Here is a 19,433-nt window from a genome sequence, read left to right as displayed (position 1 = left end):
CCAACCCCGCCCGCTCATCCCTCCCCTGGACGCGATCCCGCAGTTCCCCCGTGACTGCGGGGTCGCTCATTTTCCGGCACACCGGGTGTCGTAACGAATACAGTGAGTGATATTTCGTCCGACTCCCGGGAGTGTCTAGGTGCCACGTATCGCCGTCCTCGCCATGGCCGCCGCCGCGGTCCTCGCTCCAGCCGTCCCGGCGGGCGCGTCCGGGGCGCCGGAGAGCTCGCTGAGGCTCACACTCACATATCCGGGGCGCGACAATTCCGGGACCAGGAGCGTGACGCTGCGCTGCGACCCCGACGGCGGCAGCCACCCGCACGCGGCCCGGACCTGCGCTGAGCTGCGCCGGTCGGGCGGCCGGATCGTCCACGACCCCGACGGGCGCGTGTGCACCGCGCAGTACTCCCCCGTCGTCGCGGAGGCGCGGGGACGGTGGCGCGGCGGGCAGGTGAACTTCCGCACGAAGTTCGGCAACGACTGCGTCATGCACTCCCGGACGGGATCGGTCTTCGCCTTCTGAGCGGCGGCGACGCGGGTCCGGCCCCGGACCGACCGCGAGCAGTCCGCATAGGCGCGCCAACCGTGGGTAAACGCGCGTCACGGGCCAACGCGAGCCGCCGGCTATCGGGAGGATGAGCACGCGATGCCATGCCGAGTAAGTGACGTAATGACCGTGGCACCTTTGGCCCTGCCCCTGGACGCGACAATCGACGAGGCGGCCCGCGTGATGCGGGACGAGGCGATCGGCGACGTCCTCGTCACCTACGCCGGGCGGCTCTGCGGCCTCATCACCGACCGCGACATCGTCGTGCGGGCCGTCGCCGAGCACCGCGACACCGCGTTGACGCCGCTCGGCGACGTGTGCACCGCCGAACTGGTCACGCTGCGCCCCGAGGACGACACCGCGACCGCGGCCCGGCTCATGCGGGAGCGGGCCGTCCGGCGGCTGCCGGTCGTGGACACCCTCCACCGCCCCATCGGGATCGTGTCCATCAGCGACCTGGCCCTCGCGGACGCGGGCGGAGGCGCAGGCGCGGACGGAGCCGGGGGCGTGGAAGGAGTCATGGACTGGGCGGGCGGGCCACTGCCCGCCATCTGCAAGGCCCCACCGAACAACTGAGGCGATCATGGATCGGGGAGAGCGGCAGCGCATCAGGACAAGCGGGCAGGATACGGTCGAGGGTGTGAGAGCGACCGAGACCGTGCTGACCGACCAGCTCGCGTTGGAGATCGCCCGGCTGGGCATGGTCGGCGAGTCCTCGGACGTGGGAACGCTGCACCGCGTGACCGAGCTCGCGTCCCGGGCCGTCCCCGGGTGCGCGGGCGCCGCGAGCGTGCGCTGGGCCCTGCCGGGCGCCCCCGAGACCGGCCCGTCCGCGGCGGGCGACCTGCCGTTCGACGCCGCCGGCCTCCCGCCGGACGCGGTCGGCCTCGCACCGATCGACCGCGCCCTGATCGAGCTCGCACCGGGCGCGGCCGATCTCGCGCCGGACGCGGCCGTCCCGCCGCCCGGCCTGCCCGGCCCCGGAACCGGTTCTGGGCCCGGCGCGGCCGTGCCGCACGTCCCGCCGCCCGCCCCCGACGCGGAGAGCACGCGATCCGCGCGGGTGGAGCCGCTGGCCGCCGCCGCCAGCCACCCCGACCTCGCCGAGGTCACCGACCGGCAGCTCGCGCGCGGCCGCGGCCCGGTCTTCGACGCGGCGCTCGGCCGCCGCACGGTGAACTCCGACGACATCCTCGCGGAGACCCGCTGGCCCGAGGCGATGGCCGACATGCTGCGCCGCGGCGTCCGCTGCTTCACCACGACCGCGCACCTGAACCCGCCCGTCCTGGTCACGCTCACGCTGTACGGCGTGACGCCCAACGCGCTCGGCCCGGGACGGCACGCCCTGGCAGCGCTGCTGATGGCGCAGGGCAGCGCGGCGGTGACCAACACCCGGCAGTACGAGGACGCGCACCGCACGGCGGCACAGCTCCAGGAGGCGGTCCACGCCCGCGCCGTCGTCGACCAGGCCAAGGGAATCCTGATGCACGCGCTCGGCTGCGATGCCGACGAGGCGTTCGCCGAGATGCGTAGGATCTCCCAGACCAGGCACGTGAAGCTCACCGCGCTCGCCCAGCGGATCGTCGGCGATCAGGGCCTCTCCTAGCAGGTCGCTAGGCCGCATACGCTGAACGGGAATAAGCTGCGCAACAGCGGCCCGCAAGATCACGGGGCCGCCCACGACCAGAGCACGTGCCGATCTGGTTTCACCGTGCCCCACGGACAAGAGGGAGCCAGATGCAGGACCAGCCCGACCAGTTGGAACCGGAGTCCCTGCTGCGGGAGATCTCCGATCTGGAGGGGCGCATCGGCGAGCTCCGCCAGGCCGCCGGGATGCCCCAGCCCGACCTGCGGGCCACGCTCGACGCCGCGCTGGTGGAGCTCGAACTGGCGCTGACCGCGCTGCGCACGATGGGCGCGGAGCAGGGCGCCGAGCAGAGCGGCTCGGCGGCGGCCGAGAACGAGCGCCGGGTCCTGCGGACGGTCTTCCAGGACGCGCCCGTCCCGCTGTTCCTGCTCGACCGCAACACCAGCGTGCGGCGGGTCAACCGGCAGGCTGCGGCGCTCCTCGGCACGTCCTCCGGCTACGTCTCCGGCAAGCAGTTCACGGCGTTCTGCGACCTGGCGACCCGGGCGGCGGTGCGCTCGCAGCTCGCGGCGGTGGTCCGGACGGGCCGCCGCAGCCGCGTCCAGGTCCGCTTCCTCGGCCGCGACCGCCCGGTCGACGCGGTCGTGACGCTGGCGCGGGTGTGGATCCGCGGCGAGCCCGACCCGATGGTGGTGGTCGCCGCCGGGCCGACGAACACCCCCACCGACGCCGCGCCCGGCCCCCCGGACGCGCGCGGCGGGCGTCCGGCGGCCGCGCAGGGCGCCCCCAAGCAGCCGAAGACGCCCCGGGCGGCGGCGTCCGGGCCGGGCGACGACGAGGCCGTCGCGACGATCGTCCATCGGATGGACGTCCTCGCCACCGCGAGCGAGCTGCTGCTCGACGAGCCGGTCTTCAACGAGACCGTCGCCGTCCGGCGCTGCGCCCGGCTGCTGGCGACCGAGCTGGCCGACTGGGCGTTCATCGACCTGACCGGCCCGAACGGCGGGGGCCAGAACCCGGGCCAGCCGGGCGGCGCGCCGCCGGCGGGCAAGGCGCGTCCCGGCACCGTCGCGGAGCTGCGCCGCCAGGTCGTGATGGGCCCGGCGGACGAGCGGTCGACCGAGGCCCTGCAAACGCTGGCCGACATCGAACCGGCCCCCGGAACGCTCCCCCAGACGGTGTTCATGACGCGGCAGAGCGCGCTGCGCCCGCACATCGAGGACCTCGACCTGCTCGGCTCCTACCCGGACGGCACGCCGGTCTGCGCCATGATCGGCGCGACGTCGGTGCTGTGCGTCCCGATCGAGGACGGCGACCGCTGCATCGGCGCGATCACGCTCGCGGCGAGCGGCGAGTACGGCCCGTTCGACCTGATGGACCTCGGCGTCGTGCAGCGGCTCGGCCGGTACCTGGCGCTGGTGATCCGGGCGGCGCGGCTGTACCGGCGCCGCGCCGAGGTCGCCGAGACGCTCCAGGCCGGGCTGCTGCCGAAGGCGCTGCCCGTGATCCCCGGGGTGAGCGTGGCGGCCCGCTACATGACCGCGACGCGCGGCGCCGAGGTCGGCGGCGACTTCTACGACGTGTTCCGCACCGAGGGCGGCGGCTGGGGGCTCGTGCTCGGCGACGTGTGCGGCAAGGGCGAGGAGGCGGCGGCGGTGACCGCGGCCGCGCGGCACTGCGCGCGGCTGGCCGCGCGGTGGAAGACGGGCCCGGGCGAGATCCTCGGCATGGTGAACGAGGCGCTGCTGGACGAGGACCGCTTCGTCACCGCGATCATGGCCGGGCTGGAGCTCGGCACCGAGCGCGTCGGCGTCTCGCTCGGCACCGCCGGGCACCCCCCGGCGGTCGTCGTCCGCGCGGACGGGGTGATCAGGACGACAGCGCAGGGCGGGGTGCCGCTCGGGCTGTTCGAGGACTTCGACGCGGGGCTGGACACGCTCGACCTCGGCGTCGGCGACACCATCGTCCTGCACTCGGACGGGGTGCTGGAGGCGTGCGACCTCATGCGGACCGAGTTCGGCCAGGAGCGGCTCCTGGAGGCGCTGGCGGCGCATGCCGCCGCCCCGCTGGACACGATGCTCGGCGCGGTCGAGGAGGCCCTGCTGGAGTTCTGCGACGGCGACCTGCGCGACGACGTGTCGATCCTCGCCCTGCGTGTGGAGCCGCCCACACTGGCCTGACCCGCGACTGACGGGCGATTCGCCGGGTAAAGGGATCTTCATGAGCGTTGATCCCGATTCCAAGCCCCGCCGCGAGACCCGGCACGAACGTCTCGACCGGCAGCTGATGGAGCTGCTCCAGGGGTTCCGGGTGGCGGTCACCGGTGTCCAGGTGCTGTTCGCGTTCCTGCTGACGGTCCCGTTCGCGGCGGGCTTCGACAAGGTCGACCGGACCGGCAGGACGCTGTTCTACATCGCGCTGTTCGGGGCGGCGCTCGCGTCGATCTGCTTCATCGCGCCGGTGTTCCAGCACCGCATCCTGTTCCGGCTGGGGCAGAAGGACCTGCTGATCAGGCGCGCCAACCGGTTCGGGATCCTCGGCGGGTTCGCGCTGGCGGTGTCGATCACCGCCTCCACCACGTTGATCGTGTGGACCCTCGGGGTGGAGGCGGCGGCGGTGGTCACGGCGGTGGCCGTGCTGGCGCTGTGCGCGTGGGCGTGGTTCGTCCAGCCCTATCTGACCCGGCGGTCGGCCAACGACGGCACGGATCAGTAGGACCTGGCGGAGCGGGTCAGTAGGCCTTGCCGAAGATGACGCGCTTGCCGTAGGCGGACGGCTCGCCGCACCGCACGCACACGCCCGCCTCCTCCGGGGCGGCGGCGGGGATCACGCGGGGCGTCGCGGCGGTCTCGGCCTTGATGTCGTCCTCGCAGGCCGTGCGGCCGCAATGGAACGCGCGGGCCCAGCCGTCCGCGACCTGAGCGCCGAACTCGTCCCAGGTCTCGACCCCGGCGGTGTGCTCCTCGCGGAACGCCTCGGCGCGGGCGACCAGGAACGACTGGAACTCGGCGAGGATGCCGGGCAGCACCTCGGGCACCTTCTCCAGCGGGATCTGCTCCTTGCCCTGCCCCTCGACGGTCGGCAGCCGCCGCACGAGCGTGGCGACCCCGCCCTCGATGTCGCGCTTGCCCAGCTCGATCCGGACCGGGACGCCGCGCATCTCCCACTCGTTGAACTTGAACCCGGGCGAGAGCTGCGGGCGGTTGTCGTCCACGTGGACGCGGATGCCCATCGACTTGATCGCCGCGCCCAGCCGGCGCGCCTCGGCGGCGGCCTGCTCGCCCTGCTCCTTGCGCCCGATGGGGACGATCACGACCTGGTAGGGGGCCAGCCGGGGCGGCAGCACGAGGCCCTTCTCGTCGCCGTGCGTCATCACGACGGCGCCGATCATGCGGGTGGTCATCCCCCAGGACGTGGTGTGGGCGAGCTTCAGCTGCCCGTCCTCGTCCTGGTAGGTGATGTCGAACGCCTTGGCGAAGTTCGTGCCGAGGTAGTGGGACGTGCCGCACTGGAGGGCCCGGCCGTCCCGCATCATGCCCTCGATCGTGTACGTGCGGACGGCCCCGGCGAACCGCTCGCCGGGCGTCTTCTCGCCCGCCACGACGGGGATCGCCGCCAGCTCGCGCGACACCCCGGCGTAGGCGTCCAGCGCCCACATCGTCTCGCGCATCGCGTCGTCCTCGCCGCTGTGGGCGGTGTGGCCCTCCTGCCAGAGGAACTCGGTGGTGCGCAGGAACATGCGGGGGCGCATCTCCCAGCGGATGACGTTCGCCCACTGGTTCAGCAGCAGCGGGAGGTCGCGGTGCGAGTCGATCCACTTGGCCATGTACTCGCCGATGACGGTCTCGGAGGTGGGCCGCACGACCAGCGGTTCCTCCAGCTCCTTGCCGCCCGCGACGGTCACGACCGCGAGCTCCGGGGAGAAGCCCTCGACGTGCTCGGCCTCGCGCTTGAGATAGGACTCCGGGATGAACAGCGGGAACGACGCGTTGTCGTGCCCGGCGTCCTTGATGCGCCGGTCCAGGTCGGCCTGGAGCAGCTCCCACACCCGGTACCCGTACGGTCGGATGACCATCGTGCCGCGGACCGGGCCGCGGTCGACGAGCTGGGCGCGCACGACCAGCTCGTTGTACCAGGCGGAGAAATCCTCGCTCTGCGGTGTCACACCTTCTCGGCTCACGGCAATCAGGGTACTGACTGGCGGCGCCCCGTAATAACGCAATGCTTCTTCGGCGCTCGTTCGGCACCCGGCCCCGGGCGAAAGTCGTTTGACGGGGTCGCACCGCGTTGCCGAGACTCGGGTGCCTGGCACCGGACGAGGGGGAGCCGTGGGGCACGTGGAGGTCGGCCATGTCGGCCATGCGCTGCCGGACGGCCGCGTCCTGCTGGACGACGTGTCGTTCCGGGTGGGCGAGGGCGTCACGGCGGCGCTCGTCGGCCCAAATGGCGCCGGGAAGACGACCCTGCTCCGGTTGATCGCTGGGGACCTCGCGCCCCAGCGGGGGACGGTCGCGCACAGCGGCGGCCTCGGCGTGATGCGGCAGTTCGTCGGGAACGTGCGGGACGCCTCGTCCGTGCACGACCTGCTGCTGTCGGTGGCGCCACCCCGCGTCCGGGAGGCCGCGGCGGCGGTGGAGGCGGCCGAGCTGGCGATGATGGAGCGCGACGACGAGCCGACCCAGCTGCGCTACGCGACCGCGCTCGGCGGGTGGGGCGACGCGGGCGGCTACGAGATCGAGGTGCTGTGGGACGCGTGCTGCGTCGCGGCCCTCGGCGTCCCCTACGACGGGTGCCGGTGGCGGGAGGTGCGGACGCTGTCGGGCGGGGAGCAGAAGCGGGTCGTGCTGGAGGCCCTGCTGCGCGGCCCCGACGAGGTGCTGCTGCTGGACGAGCCCGACAACTACCTCGACGTCCCGGGCAAGCAGTGGCTGGAGGAGCGGCTGCGCGAGACGCCCAAGACCGTGCTGCTGGTCTCGCACGACCGCGAGCTGCTCGACCGCGCCGCCGACCGGATCGTGACCGTGGAGGCGGGCCGGAGCTGGGTGCACGGCGGCCGGTTCGCGACCTACGCCGAGGCGCGCCGCGACCGCAACGAGCGGCTGGAGGAGCTGCGCCGCCGCTGGGACGAGGAGCACGCGAAGCTGAAGCAGCTCGTGCTGATGCTGAAGAACAAGGCGTCCTACAACGACGGGCTCGCGTCCCGCTACCAGGCGGCCCAGACGCGGCTGCGCAAGTTCGAGGAGGCCGGGCCGCCGGAGGTCCCGCCGCGCGACCAGAGCATCAAGATGCGGCTGCGCGGCGGCCGCACCGGGAAACGCGCCGTGATCTGCGAGGACATGGAGCTGACCGGGCTGATGCGGCCGCTGTCCGCCGAGGTCTGGTACGGCGAGCGCGTCGCGGTCCTCGGCTCCAACGGATCGGGCAAGTCGCACTTCCTGCGGCTGCTGGCCGCCGTCGCCGACGCCCTCCCCCGGGGCGCGACGCCGGTGGAGCCCGTCGCGCACACCGGCGTGGCCCGCCTCGGCGCCCGCGTGCTCCCCGGCCTGTTCGCGCAGACCCACGCCCGGCCGGACCTGGCCGGGCGCACGCCGTGCGAGATCGTCATGACCGAGCACGCGCGGCTGCGCAACGACGCGATGAACGCGCTGGCCCGCTACGAGCTCCAGTACTGCGCCGAGCAGCCCTTCGACACCCTGTCGGGCGGCCAGCAGGCCCGCCTGCAAATCCTGCTGCTGGAGCTGGGCGGTGCCACCCTCCTCCTGCTGGACGAGCCCACCGACAACCTGGACCTGGCCAGCGCCGAAGCCCTCCAGGAGGGCCTGGAGTCCTACGAGGGCACCGTCGTCGCGGTGACTCACGACCGCTGGTTCGCCCGCTCCTTCGACCGGTTCCTGGTCTTCGGCGCCGACGGCTCCGTCTACGAGTCCCCCGATCCGGTCTGGACCGAGGCGCGGGTGGCCCGTCCCCGTTGACTGACGCACGGCGCACGGGTGCGGACGGTCGGTAAGGACGTCCCTCGCTGGATTGGGCCTGATCTGCGGGTATTCAAGGGTTGCGTGGGATGTGTAGGGTGCCCGGGTGCGGGTCGTGGTGACGGGGGCTGCGGGGTTCGTCGGCAGCCATGTGGCGGAGGCGTTCGCGGACGCGGGGCACGAGGTGCTCGCCGTGGACGCGCTCGTCCGCTCGCCCGCGCCCGACCTCGCCCGGCGGACGTGGGAGCAGGTCACCGCGCGTCCCGGGGTCACCGGCCTGGAGGCCGATCTCGCGGCGGACGGGCTGGAGCGGCTGGCCGCCGCCGACGTCGTCGTCCATCTGGCGGGGCGGCCCGGGGTGCGCAGCTCGTGGGGCGCCGGACGGGCCGCCGCCGAGCGCGACAACGTCCTCGCGACCGGGCGTTTGCTGGCCGCCTGCGCCAACCGGCGGGCGCGGCCGCTGGTGATCGTGGCGTCGAGCTCGTCGGTGTACGGGTCGGCCGGGCACCGGCCCAACCGCGAGGACGACCCGCTGCACCCGGCGAGCCCGTACGCGGTGAGCAAGGTGGAGGTCGAGCGGCTCGCGGGGCTCGCGGCGCGGGACGGGCTGCGGACCGTCCTGCTCAGGTACTTCTCGGTGTACGGACCCCGGCAGCGGCCCGACATGGCCTTCCACCGGTTCGTGGAGGCGGCGCTGGACGGCCGCCCGCTGCCGGTGTTCGGCGACGGCCGCCGGTCGCGGTCGTTCACGCACGTGGCCGACGTGGTCGCGGCGACGCTCGCGGCGGCCGGGGCCGACCTGCCGCCGGGGATCGCGGTGAACGTCGGGCATCCCGAGGCCGTCGCGGTGCGGTCGGCGATCGGGATGCTGACCGGGGTGCTCGGGGTGCGGCCGGAGATCCGGCGGAAGGCGCCGGTGGCCGGGGACGCGGCGCGCACCTGGGCCGATCCCGGCCGGGCGGCGCGGCTGCTCGGCTGGACGGCCCGCACCGGCCTGGCCGAGGGGCTCGCCGACCAGATCGCCTGGCACCGGGCGCTGCGGGCGCAGCAGCCCCAGCCGAAGCGGGCGCAGGAGGTGCGGGTGTGAGGCACCGCGCGGCGTACTTCGCGTTCGACCGCTTCCCGTCGAGCAAGGGCTCGGCGGTGCACATCGCGCAGATGGCCGAGGAGCTGTTCGGCTGTTTCGGCGGCGGGCTGCTCGGCGTCCTCGGCGATCCCGCCCTGCCGCGCTACCAGCGGGAGGGGAGCCGGGAGATCGCGCGGTTCGACGCGGCGGTCCCGAACCTCATCGACCGGGCCGAGGCGTACTCGGCGTGGGTCGCGGACCATCTGGAGCCGCACCGGGAGACGCTGGAGGTCTGCCACGTGCGGGACCCGTGGAGCGCGCTGCCCGCCGTCGCGGACGGGCGCCGCCACCGCGTCGTCTACGAGGTCAACGGGCTCCCGTCGATCGAGATGGCGCACACCTGGCCGTGGGCGTCGCGGGAGACGCTCGGCAAGGTCCGCGAGCTGGAGCGGTACTGCCTGGGCCGCAGCGACGCGGTCGTGGTCCCGTCGCGGATCATCGGCGCGGCCGTGCGCGGGCTCGGCGTGCCCGAGGCGAGGATCCGGCTCGTGCCGAACGGCGCCGAGGTGCCCGAGCCGTCCGCGAAACCCCCGGACGCGCCCGAGCGGTACATCGTCTACGTGGGCGCCCTCCAGCCGTGGCAGGGCCTGGACGTGCTGATGCGCGCGTTCGCGCGGCTCGCCGACCTGCCGGACCTGCGGCTGGTGGTGTGCGCGTCCGTGCCGGAGCGGCGGGCGAAACCGGTGCGGCGGATGGCGGAGCGGCTCGGCGTCGCCGCGCGGACGGAGTGGCGGTTCGAGCTGCCGCACCGCGAGGTCGCGGCGTGGCTCGCGCACGCGGCGGTGTCGGCGGCGCCGCTGACCGGGTGCGCGCGCAACCTCGACCAGGGCTGCGCGCCGCTGAAGGTGATCGAGTCGATGGCGGCGGGCGTCCCGGTCGTCGCCTCGGACCTGCCGGCGGTGCGCGAGCTGATGGCCGACGGGGAGCACGGGCGGCTCGTCCCGGCGGACCGTCCGGCCGAGCTGGCGCGGGCCGTCCGGATCCTGCTGGAGTACCCGGAGGAGGCGGCCGCGATGGGCCGGAGGGGCCGGACGCGGGTCGAGGAGGGCCTGACCTGGGCGCGGTCGCGCGCCCTGCTGGCCCAGGTGTACCGCGAGACGACCGCGTCGGATCAGCTCGGGGATCGGTAGGGGGTCGGTCATGTTCTGGCGTAAGCAGCGCGCTGCCATCGAGCGGTTCCATCCGCTGCACCGGGCGCTCGTGCTGGAGCGGGGCTGCACGGCCTCGCTGCGGCGGGACGAGTGGGAGCCGGTGATCGCGAGCCTCGGCGCGCACCACGAGCACGTCCGGCGGCGCAAGTGGGCGCCGCCCGAGCGGGTGCGGGAGGTGGTGGTGCCGCTGCTGCGGATCATGGCGGCGGACATGCGTCCCGGCGGGGTGCTGTCGGTCGCCGCCGATCTGCGCGGCACCGACGCCAAGGACAAGCACGGGCCCACCGTGGACGTGCCCGCCCGGCGCCCGGTCCTGTCGATCAAGCAGACGTGGGTCACCGACCCGTGGCTGCGGATGCGCGCGGAGCTGCGCGACGGCAGCGTCCTGGAGCTGTCGGTCACCGAGCTCGTCCGCAAGCGGCTGGTGAAGAAGCGCAACCCGCGCGGCAAGGTCAAGATGAAGCGCAAGACGCGCTCGACGCACCTGGTCCGGGTGGTGCGGCGGCTGCCGAAGGGCGCGGCCGTGCACCGCCCGGCGACGCCGCCGCCCGGCTGGATCAAGGTGCGGGTGAAGCAGAGCGGGGAGCGGGTGGTGATCCGCACCGACGCCAAGATCGTCGGCGAGCGGACCGGGGCCGAGCTGACCGAGGGCGTCCTGCTGCTGTCGACCGAGCCGTTCCGGTGGACGGCCCCGGCCGCCCCGAGGAGGACCTCATGATCCCCTGCACCGTCACGACCGGGTTCTTCGTGCTGGCCCACTGCGGGCGCGCGGCCGTCGCGTCCTGTCCGCAGTGCTCGCGGCCGGTCTGCGACCGGCACGGGGCGCAGCAGGGCGGGCTCTGCCCCGAGTGCGTGTCCGCGCAGGAGTACGGCGGGGAGGCTGAGCCCTACGACCCGTCCTGGACGAGCGGGTACCGGCGCCGCTACTACGAGCGCAGCTCGCAGGCCTACAGCGACCCCGCCTGGTACTCCTCGTTCAACGAGTACGACCGGGGCGCGTTCAACCCCGGCGACGGCTACTCCTACGGCGAGGGCGACTTCGACCCGGGCCACGACACCGGCTTCGTGGACAGCTGATGGCGGACGATTCAACCGCGGCGCATGTCCTGTGGGTCACCGAGCACTATCCCCCCAGCCAGGGCGGGATGGCGCAGTCCTGCGACCGGATCGTGCGGGGGCTGCGGGCCGCCGGAGCCGGGGTGGACATCGCGTACCTCACGCGGCGCGACCGCCCCTGGACGGTGACGCGGGAGAACGGCGGGCGGCTGCTGACCGCGCCGCTCGGCGAGGACCCCGAGCACGCGCTCCGCCGCCTCTGGACGACGCTCACCGCCGAGGGCCTGACCCGCGCCTACACCCATGTCGCCGGGTTCGGCGGCACGTACTCGATGCTCGCGGCGCCCGTCCTCGCCCGGCTGCTGGACGCGCCGCTGATCACGCTGCTGCGCGGCAACGACATCGACGTCGGCGTGTTCTCGCTGCGGCGGCGCGGGGTGCTGGCCGACGCGCTGCGCTCCTCCGCCCGCGTCTGCGTCGTCGCCCGCTCGCACGCGCCACTGGTGGCGGCGCTGGCGCCGGACGCACCGGTCACGTTCGTCGCGAACAGCGTGGACACCGGGCAGTGGCGGGTGCTGCCGTCCGAGCGGGCGCGCGGCACCGCCTGGCGCGCCGACAACGTCGAGCCGGGACGGCGCACGATCGGCGTCATCGGCCAGCTCAAGAACAAGAAGGGCGTCGGGTTCTTCCTGGACGCGCTCGCCGCGTCCGGGCACTCGGACGCGTTCCACCTGCTGCTGGTCGGCGAGGTGGAGGACGTCGTCACGCGGTGGCTGGCCGAACGCAAGGACACCGTCCCGCACTCGTTCCTGCCCTTCCTCGAACGCTACGACCTGCCCGGCGTGTACGCGAGCTGCGACCTGGTGGCGCTGCCGTCCTTCTACGACGGGATGCCGAACGTGGCGCTGGAGGCGGCGGCGCTCGGCATCCCCCTGCTGGCCTCGGACGCGGGCGGCCTCGCCGACGTCGCCGACGACGCGATCGGCTACACGTTCCCGGCGGGCGACGCGCACGCCTGCCGCGCCGCGATCGACCGCGCCGCCCGCGCGGGCACCGGGGAGCTGGCGAGGCTCGGCGCGGCGGGCGCCGAGCGGATCCGCCGCGACTTCACCCCGGCCAGGGAGACCGCCGGATACCTGGCGGTGCTCCAGGAGGTCCGTTGATCGTCTGCTACGCGCGCGGCGACGGGCTCGGCCACCTGACGCGGCTGCGCGCCGCCGCCCACACGCTCGCATGGGACGGCGAGATCACGGTCGTGACCGACTCGCCGCACGCCGCCGACCCCCGGATCACCGGCGGCTGGACGGTCCGCGCCTCGCTCGACGGTCTTGCCGCGGACGAGCTGGTCGTCGACGCGTTCCCGGCCGGTCTGAAAGGCGAGCTGCGGCTCCCGGAGGGCGTCCGCGTCACGCACCTCGCGCGCAGGCTCCGCTGGGACGTCTACCGGACGCGGCTGCCCGCCGTCCCGCCCCGCTTCCACCGGACGTACGTGATGGAGCCCTTGGAGGCGGAGCACGAGGCGTACCTGCGCACCGTCTCCGACGAGGTCGCGCCGCTGACGCTGACCGACCCCCCGGCCGAGCCCGTGGACGTGGAGGGCTGGCTGATCGTCCACGGCGGGCCCGAGGCGGAGGTCCGGGACCTCGTCTCCTACGCGCGGGACATGGCCCGGCTGGAGCATCGGCACCCGGCGATCACGCTGGCCTCGCCGCGCCGCCCGGACCGGCTGCCGCCCGGCATCGAGCACCTGGACGTCTACCCCGCGTGCCCGCCCGGCCCGCTCGTCTCGCGGATCATCACGGCGGCCGGGTTCAACGCCGTCCGGCAGTTCGCGCCCTGGCGGGACATGCACCGGATGGTGCCGTTCCCCCGCAGCCTCGACGACCAGTTCGCCCGCGCGGCGCACGCGCGGGCGAACTCCTGACCCCGGGCGGGGTCAGCGGGCGCGGGCGCCCTCGCGCAGGCGCTCGGGGTCGATCTCGCGGGCCGGATGCCTGCGCAGGTACTCGGCCTCCAGCTCGTTCATCCGGCGGGTGTGCTCCCCGTACGCCTGGTCGGCGGCGTGCCTGAGGGCGTCCAGGCGCGTCTGGTACAGGCTGCTCAGCTCGCGGAACAGGTCGTCGTCACCGAGCTCGCCAGGGTCGATTCCCGTCGTCGTCATGAAGCGCTGCCCTTTCCCAACGAAGCGGTCGGGGGTGATTCGTTCCGGGTCGTACGGTCCGGATCGATTCGGTCCGGGGTGATTCGGTCGGTCCTTACCCGGAGCGGCGGCGGCAAACCCGCCGCCGCCGCTCCGGGGGCCAGGTGACGGACGCCTGAATTCTGCGGGAACCTCAAGAGCCCTCGGCCGAACGCAGAACGCGCAGCGCCCTCGGGTGCTTGCCGACGCGGACGGCTCCGGGGAGTGACGACACCTCGCCGTCGCGGGCCAGGCGGAGCGCGCCGTCCGGAGTCGCCAGCTCCAGGCCGCCCGCCCGCCACGCACGGTAACCGGGGATCAGGGGCAGGTGCCCGACCACCACCGCGACGACCGCGCGGACCCTCGGGACGCGCCGTCCGGTGGCGACCACGCGGACGTCCAGCCGCCCGTCGTCGAGCCGCTTCCGCCAGCTCGGCGCGGCGCCGCGCGCCCCGTAGGCGCAGTTGCCGATGAACGCCAGCCAGACGCGGTGCTCGCGGCCGTCCATGACCACCTCGACCGGCTCGGAGTGCCGCAGCGTGCGGACGGCCGCGACCGCCGTCGCGGGCCACTTGCCGAGCCGCCGCTCCAGCCGCTCCCGGCGGTCGACCAGCTCGGTATAGGCGCCGAAGCTCGCGGTGTTGAGGAAGATCTGCTCCTCGTCGGGGGCGGACGCGGGCGCCACGTAGGCGACGTCCACCCGTCCGACCTGGCCGTTCCGGTAGGCGGCGACCGCCTCCCGGGGGTCGTTGACGCCGTGCGCCTTGGCAAAGTGGTTGAACGTCCCGCCCGGGACGACCAGGAGCGGGACGTCGTGCTTCAGCGCCGCCCTGGCGCCCACGTTGACCGTGCCGTCGCCGCCGACGACGCCGAGCACGGACGCCCGCTCCGCCGCCCGCTCGAAGACCTTGTCGACGTCCTCGTCGGGCTCGATCCGGACGATCTCCGCGGCGGGGAGTTCGAGCTCCAGCAGCGAGACCGCCAGCTCCGCGTTGCTGGGCAGGATGCCGGCCGAGCCGTCGCCCGAGCCCGGGTTGACGACCGCGACGAGCCCCCGCCCGTCCTCGTTGACCTGGGCCTGCTCGCTCTCGGTGCGGCTCACGCGCGCCGCCGGAGGGCGGGCGGGCCACACCAGCCGCGTCCCGAACCCGGCGAGCACGCCGATCCCCACCCCGGCCAGCACGTCGCCCGGATAGTGCGCGCCCGTGTAGACGCGGGAGAACGCGACCGCCGCCGCCAGCACCGCCACCGGCGCCGCGACCAGCGGCGACGCCTCCAGCGCGACCCCGGTCGCGAACGCGGCGGCCGACGCCGAGTGCCCGGACGGGAACGCGTGCGAGGTCGGCGGCTTCCAGCGGATCCGGATCGGCGGCACCAGGTCGACGACCGGGCGTTTGCGGCGGAACGCCTGCTTGCCGACGATGTTCACGGCCGGGCTCGCCGCCGCGATCGCGAGCGCCCCGCGCAGCGCCGCGCGCCTCGGCCGGGTGCGGCGGCCGAGGCCGAGCACACCCGCGGTGGTGAACCACAGCACTCCGTGATCGGCGAGCCGGGACAGCCGGGGCAGCACGTACTCCAGCCCGGGCAGCCGCGCGGACGCCACCCGGTCGAAGGCCTGCCGGTCGGCACGTCCGAGGCGGTCCAGCAGCACCCGCGCGGACGGACGCCGGCGCGGCCCGGGCGGCACCCGCCCGATCGACACGGACGGTGACCGACGGGGGGACCCACGATGGTTGACGCGCATGACGGGGGTATCCCCCGTGTAGACGACATGATTCCGTAAAGATCTCAAATCGGGGGTCACATGCGGGCGAACGTCGCTCACACATCGTCGGCTGCAATAGGCTTCCCGGCATGAGTCACCCGGAACGGCTCGGTTCCCTGGGTGGCGAGTCGGTCGGCACGATCGCGGAGCCTCCTCACGTGAACGACACGCTGGCCGCCTACGCCGCACGGTATGGGCTGAAGCAGAGCGCGGCGCGCCCCCCGCTGCGCAAGTACCTCCAAGAGGTGTGGGCCCGGCGCAACTTCATCTGGGCTTTCGCGTCGGCCAAGAACATCTCCATGTACACCGAATCGCGACTCGGCCAGCTGTGGCAGCTGCTGACGCCGGTGCTGAACGTCGCGGTGTACTTCCTGATCTTCGGTGTGCTGCTGAGCGGTCGCGGCGCCATTCCCGACTACCTTCCGTTCCTGGTGACGGGCGTGTTCATGTTCGGGTTCACGCAGCGCTCGATCACCTCCGGCTCCAAGTCGGTCGGCGACAACCTGTCGCTGATCCGCGCGCTGCACTTCCCGCGCGCGACGCTGCCGCTGGCGATCGCGGTCGTGGAGCTCCAGCAGCTGCTGCTGTCGCTGGTGGTGCTGCTCGCGATCGTGGTGGGGTTCGGCGAGCCGATCACCCTCCACATGACGCTGTTCCTGCCCGTCCTGGTCCTCCAGCTGATGTTCAACGTCGGCGCGAGCCTGGTCGTGGCGCGGATCGGCGCGTTCAACCGGGACATCACGCAGCTGCTGCCGTTCGTCATGCGGACGTGGCTGTACCTGTCCGGCGTGATCTTCAGCCTGCCGTCGCTGATGAAGCCCGGGTCCAAGCTCGACCACCACCAGTGGGCCGCCGAGCTGCTGAAGGCCAACCCCGGCTACGTCTACACGGAGCTGAGCCGCAACGCGCTGCTCGGCGAGTACCGCGGCTACGTCGAGAAGCAGGACCTCGTCTCGACGTCCCAGCTGTGGCTCTACGCCGTCGCCTGGGCCGGGATCGTGCTGGTCGGCGGGTTCCTGTTCTTCTACCGTGCCGAGGAGCGTTACGGCCGTGGCTGACACGAAGGTCCGCGATGCCGTCCGGATCGACCCGAACCGCGAGCCGATCGTGGTGGTGGACGACCTGCACATCATCTACCGGGTGTTCGGCGCGGGCGGCAAGGGCAACGCGGCCAGCGCGTTCTCCCGCGTCCTGAAGCGCGAGAGCCGTCCCTCGATGACCGAGGTGCACGCGATCAAGGGCCTGTCGTTCGTGGTCTACCGCGGCGAGGCCGTCGGGATCATCGGCACCAACGGGTCCGGCAAGTCCACGCTGCTGAAGGCGATCGCCGGGCTGCTGCCCCCGCACAGCGGCGGCGTCTACACCGACGGCCAGCCCTCGCTGCTCGGCGTCAACGCCGCCCTGATGAAGGACCTCACCGGCGAGCGCAACATCGTGCTCGGCTGCCTGGCGATGGGCATGTCCCCGCAGGAGACCCGCGCCAAGTACAAGGAGATCGTCGACTTCGCCGGGCTCAAGGAGGGCTTCATCCAGTACCCCATGCGGACGTACTCCTCCGGCATGGGCGCCCGGCTCCGGTTCGCGATCGCCGCCGCCAAGACCCACGACGTGCTGCTGATCGACGAGGCGCTCGCCACCGGCGACGCCAAGTTCAAGGTCAAGAGCAAGCGCCGGATCGAGGAGCTGCGCCGCGAGGCGGGCGCGGTGTTCCTGGTCGCCCACCAGCTCGACGTGGTCAAGGAGACCTGCGACCGCGTCATCTGGATCGACGAGGGCCGCATGCACATGGACGGCGACCCGGCCGAGGTCATCGCCGCCTACACCGCCGCCACCGGCAAGTAGGGCGATCACGTCCCGCCCCCCGGGCCGGGACGGTGCGGCGGCGTGAATAGACTCGGCCGCTGAAACCACGCCAGCCAGCCGGGGCGGCGCGCCGTCCCGCCGACAAGGAGGTCACCCATGGCCGCGAGGCCGCCGCTGCCGCACGAGTTCCTGCCCGAGGTCCCGTCGTTCACCGTCGCCAGCGACGACGTGGCCGACGGGGAGCGCCTTTCCGACGCGCAGGTCTACGCCGGCGGGAACACCTCCCCGCACCTGCGCTGGACGGGCTTCCCGCCCGAGACCAAGAGCTTCGCGGTGACCTGCTTCGACCCCGACGCGCCCACCGGCAGCGGCTTCTGGCACTGGTCGCTGTTCGACATCCCCGCGGACGTCACCGAACTGCCCGCGGGCGCGGGGGCGGGGGACTCCACGGTCGGCGTCCAGGCCCGCAACGACTACGGCACCAAGGAGTTCGGCGGGGCCGCCCCGCCGCCCGGCGACCCGCACCGCTACGTGTTCACCGTCCACGCGCTGGACGTGGAGTCGCTCGGCATCGACTCCGACACCTCCCCCGCCGCCGTGGGCTTCAACATCACCGCGCACACGCTCGCGCGCGCGGTGATCGTCCCGGAGTACGGCGTCTAGGACCTGACGTGTCGGGTGGCGTGTCCGCCGTGGGGAGGCGAACACGCCACGGACGTCACTGCTCGAACGGGAAGCGGTCGGCGAACGCGGGTTTCAGGTCGTCCAGCCAGACGGCGTTCGGGTCGTACTGGGCGAAGAACGGCTTGCCGACCAGTTCGGAGTCGCGCGCCTGGATGAAGTGCAGCGCGAACACCTTCTCGCCGAACAGGTCGACGACGCCGTCCACGCAGACCTTGCCGGGCGTGGCGGACATGGACGGGCCCCGGACGGTGCGGGCCAGCCCCGAGATGTTCTTGTAGGCGTCCCGGTAGATCTCGTAGGCGCGGGCGAGCGGCACGGCGAAGTAGTCCTGCGGGCCTGTGTCGCGCTCCACGAACAGGTAGTAGGGCACGAGGCCCATGCGGGTCTGCGTTCGCCACATGCTCTCCCAGACCCCGGGATCGTCGTTGATCGTCCGGATCAGGGGGGCCTGGGTGCGGATGACCGCGCCGGTGTCGCGGATGCGGCGGCACGCCTCGGCGACCATCAGCGGTTCCAGCTCGCGCGGATGGGTGAAGTGGGCCATGAACGCGAGGTTCTTGCCCGACTCGACGACCTGCTCGAACAGCCGCAGCATGTCGTCGGCGTCGGGGTCGGTGACGAACTTCTGCGGCCAGTACGCGAGTGACTTGGTGCCGATCCGGATCGATTCGAGCTGCTCCAGGTCCAGCAGCGGCTCGATGTAGCGGCGCAGCACCGGCTCGCCCATGATCATGGCGTCGCCGCCGGTGAACAGCACGCTCGTCACCTCGGGATGCGAGACCAGGTAGTCGCGCAGCGCCGTGACGTCGTCGCCGGCCATCTTCAGGTCGGCCTCGCCGACGAACTGCGCCCAGCGGAAGCAGTAGGTGCAGTAGGCGTGGCAGGTCTGGCCCTGCTTGGGGAAGTACAGGACGGTCTCGTCGTACTTGTGCTGCATCCCGGGGATCTTGCCGTCCCCGAAGCTCGGGACGTTGAGCTCCAGCTGCCCGGCCGGATGGGGGTTGAGCCGCATCCGCACCGCGTGCGCGGCTGCCTCGACCTCGGCCTTCGGGGCCTCCCGGCGCAGCAGGTCGGACAGGTGGGCGACGTCCTCGGCGGGCAGCATGTCCTCCTGCGGGAAGACCAGCCGGTACATCGGGTCGTCGGGCGCGGCCGACCAGTCGATGAGCTCATCGATGACGTAGGAGTTGGTCCGGAACGGCAGGACCGTGGCCACCGCCCGGGTCGCGAGCCGCTGTGCGGGCGACAGCCCCGCGCGAGCGGTGAGCTCGTCGAGGTGCTTCGCCGTGAAGGCGCGGAACTTGCGACCTGTGGATCGCACTGCGGGAGCCGCGTCGTTCACCAGTGTCACGTGTTGGTACTCCTTGAAGTCAGCGGGGGAAGACGCACCCCGGGGCGTGTCGTCACGGACGGTGAGCTCAGGACCGATGGACACCCCCTTAGGTCTATTTTGGGGCGGTTCATTACGAGTTGATACCCCCTCCAGAGTACGAAGAAGCTGGTCACGACGATCCCGACAAATCGCCTCGACATCATCGTGGACGGCCCGCCGGTTGTTCAAC

General features: G+C 73.1%; 19 protein-coding genes. 15 read left to right on the top strand and 4 right to left on the bottom strand.

The genetic code is table 11. From position 1 onward, the window contains the following. Nucleotides 1-139: 139 nt before the first annotated feature. From K2F47_RS00390 to K2F47_RS00370, 5 genes are all read left to right on the top strand, one after another. Complete coding sequence (locus tag K2F47_RS00390; protein WP_242900631.1) at nt 140-523, top strand: SSI family serine proteinase inhibitor; 384 nt, start codon at nt 140-142, stop codon at nt 521-523. 123 nt (nt 524-646) lie between these two features. Beyond that, on the top strand, nt 647-1,123 hold the full coding sequence (locus K2F47_RS00385) for a CBS domain-containing protein (RefSeq protein WP_272496391.1): 477 nt from the start codon (nt 647-649) through the stop codon (nt 1,121-1,123). A 64-nt stretch (nt 1,124-1,187) separates the two neighbouring features. Next, nucleotides 1,188-2,153, top strand: coding sequence for an ANTAR domain-containing response regulator (locus K2F47_RS00380; RefSeq protein ID WP_242900629.1), 966 nt, complete (start codon nt 1,188-1,190; stop codon nt 2,151-2,153). 131 nt (nt 2,154-2,284) lie between these two features. Then, nucleotides 2,285-4,315 (top strand): SpoIIE family protein phosphatase, encoded by a 2,031-nt coding sequence (locus tag K2F47_RS00375; RefSeq protein WP_242900628.1) that lies wholly within the window; start codon nt 2,285-2,287, stop codon nt 4,313-4,315. A gap of 40 nt (nt 4,316-4,355) precedes the next feature. Continuing rightward, nucleotides 4,356-4,850, top strand: a complete 495-nt coding sequence (locus K2F47_RS00370; protein ID WP_242900627.1) for a DUF6328 family protein — start codon at nt 4,356-4,358, stop codon at nt 4,848-4,850. 16 nt (nt 4,851-4,866) lie between these two features. Here the strand turns inward: K2F47_RS00370 and proS are convergent, their stop codons facing one another. Beyond that, the gene (proS, locus tag K2F47_RS00365; RefSeq protein WP_242900626.1) at nt 4,867-6,315 is read right to left on the bottom strand and encodes a proline--tRNA ligase; all 1,449 of its coding nucleotides are present in this window, start codon (nt 6,313-6,315) and stop codon (nt 4,867-4,869) included. Between the two features lie 148 nt (nt 6,316-6,463). On the opposite strand from proS, the gene K2F47_RS00360 reads away from it, so the two are divergent. The 7 genes from K2F47_RS00360 (at nt 6,464) to K2F47_RS00330 (ending at nt 13,364) form a co-directional block, all read left to right on the top strand. Next, a complete protein-coding gene (locus K2F47_RS00360; RefSeq protein ID WP_242900625.1) occupies nt 6,464-8,107 on the top strand; it encodes an ABC-F family ATP-binding cassette domain-containing protein in 1,644 nt (547 codons plus the stop codon). A gap of 106 nt (nt 8,108-8,213) precedes the next feature. Then, a complete protein-coding gene (locus K2F47_RS00355; protein ID WP_242900624.1) occupies nt 8,214-9,194 on the top strand; it encodes an NAD-dependent epimerase/dehydratase family protein in 981 nt (326 codons plus the stop codon). Continuing rightward, the gene (locus K2F47_RS00350) at nt 9,191-10,363 is read left to right on the top strand and encodes a glycosyltransferase (RefSeq protein ID WP_242900623.1); all 1,173 of its coding nucleotides are present in this window, start codon (nt 9,191-9,193) and stop codon (nt 10,361-10,363) included. Before K2F47_RS00355 ends, K2F47_RS00350 begins: the two co-directional genes overlap by 4 nt. Nucleotides 10,364-10,373: 10 nt before the next feature. Then, nucleotides 10,374-11,102 (top strand): hypothetical protein, encoded by a 729-nt coding sequence (locus tag K2F47_RS00345; RefSeq protein WP_242900622.1) that lies wholly within the window; start codon nt 10,374-10,376, stop codon nt 11,100-11,102. After that, entirely contained in the window at nt 11,099-11,461 is a 363-nt protein-coding gene (locus K2F47_RS00340; RefSeq protein ID WP_242900621.1) for a hypothetical protein, read from the top strand. The genes K2F47_RS00345 and K2F47_RS00340 overlap by 4 nt, the downstream gene beginning before the upstream one ends. Next, the gene (locus K2F47_RS00335; RefSeq protein WP_242900620.1) at nt 11,461-12,603 is read left to right on the top strand and encodes a glycosyltransferase family 4 protein; all 1,143 of its coding nucleotides are present in this window, start codon (nt 11,461-11,463) and stop codon (nt 12,601-12,603) included. The genes K2F47_RS00340 and K2F47_RS00335 overlap by 1 nt, the downstream gene beginning before the upstream one ends. Beyond that, nucleotides 12,600-13,364, top strand: a complete 765-nt coding sequence (locus K2F47_RS00330) for a hypothetical protein (RefSeq protein WP_242900619.1) — start codon at nt 12,600-12,602, stop codon at nt 13,362-13,364. Before K2F47_RS00335 ends, K2F47_RS00330 begins: the two co-directional genes overlap by 4 nt. A gap of 12 nt (nt 13,365-13,376) precedes the next feature. Here K2F47_RS00330 and K2F47_RS00325 read toward each other — a convergent pair whose 3' ends face one another. Beyond that, nucleotides 13,377-13,601 (bottom strand): DUF6158 family protein, encoded by a 225-nt coding sequence (locus K2F47_RS00325; RefSeq protein ID WP_242900618.1) that lies wholly within the window; start codon nt 13,599-13,601, stop codon nt 13,377-13,379. A 172-nt stretch (nt 13,602-13,773) separates the two neighbouring features. Then, nucleotides 13,774-15,321, bottom strand: coding sequence for a bifunctional phosphatase PAP2/diacylglycerol kinase family protein (locus K2F47_RS00320; protein ID WP_242900617.1), 1,548 nt, complete (start codon nt 15,319-15,321; stop codon nt 13,774-13,776). A gap of 152 nt (nt 15,322-15,473) precedes the next feature. On the opposite strand from K2F47_RS00320, the gene K2F47_RS00315 reads away from it, so the two are divergent. From K2F47_RS00315 to K2F47_RS00305, 3 genes are all read left to right on the top strand, one after another. Next, complete coding sequence (locus K2F47_RS00315; protein WP_242900616.1) at nt 15,474-16,442, top strand: ABC transporter permease; 969 nt, start codon at nt 15,474-15,476, stop codon at nt 16,440-16,442. After that, nucleotides 16,435-17,226, top strand: a complete 792-nt coding sequence (locus tag K2F47_RS00310) for an ABC transporter ATP-binding protein (RefSeq protein WP_242900615.1) — start codon at nt 16,435-16,437, stop codon at nt 17,224-17,226. Before K2F47_RS00315 ends, K2F47_RS00310 begins: the two co-directional genes overlap by 8 nt. A gap of 117 nt (nt 17,227-17,343) precedes the next feature. Then, nucleotides 17,344-17,850, top strand: coding sequence for a YbhB/YbcL family Raf kinase inhibitor-like protein (locus K2F47_RS00305; protein WP_242900614.1), 507 nt, complete (start codon nt 17,344-17,346; stop codon nt 17,848-17,850). A gap of 55 nt (nt 17,851-17,905) precedes the next feature. On the opposite strand, the gene K2F47_RS00300 is transcribed toward K2F47_RS00305, so the two are convergent. Continuing rightward, nucleotides 17,906-19,222: a KamA family radical SAM protein gene (locus tag K2F47_RS00300; protein ID WP_242900613.1), complete on the bottom strand. Its 1,317-nt coding sequence runs from the start codon at nt 19,220-19,222 to the stop codon at nt 17,906-17,908. Between the last annotated feature and the right edge of the window lie 211 nt (nt 19,223-19,433).

Origin of the sequence: Actinomadura terrae, from assembly GCF_022751215.1 — a bacterium.
Taxonomy (GTDB): Bacteria; Actinomycetota; Actinomycetes; order Streptosporangiales; family Streptosporangiaceae; genus Spirillospora; species Spirillospora terrae.
The sequence above is the reverse complement of the archived record's forward strand: the minus strand, read 5'-3'. Positions and strand labels throughout refer to the sequence as shown.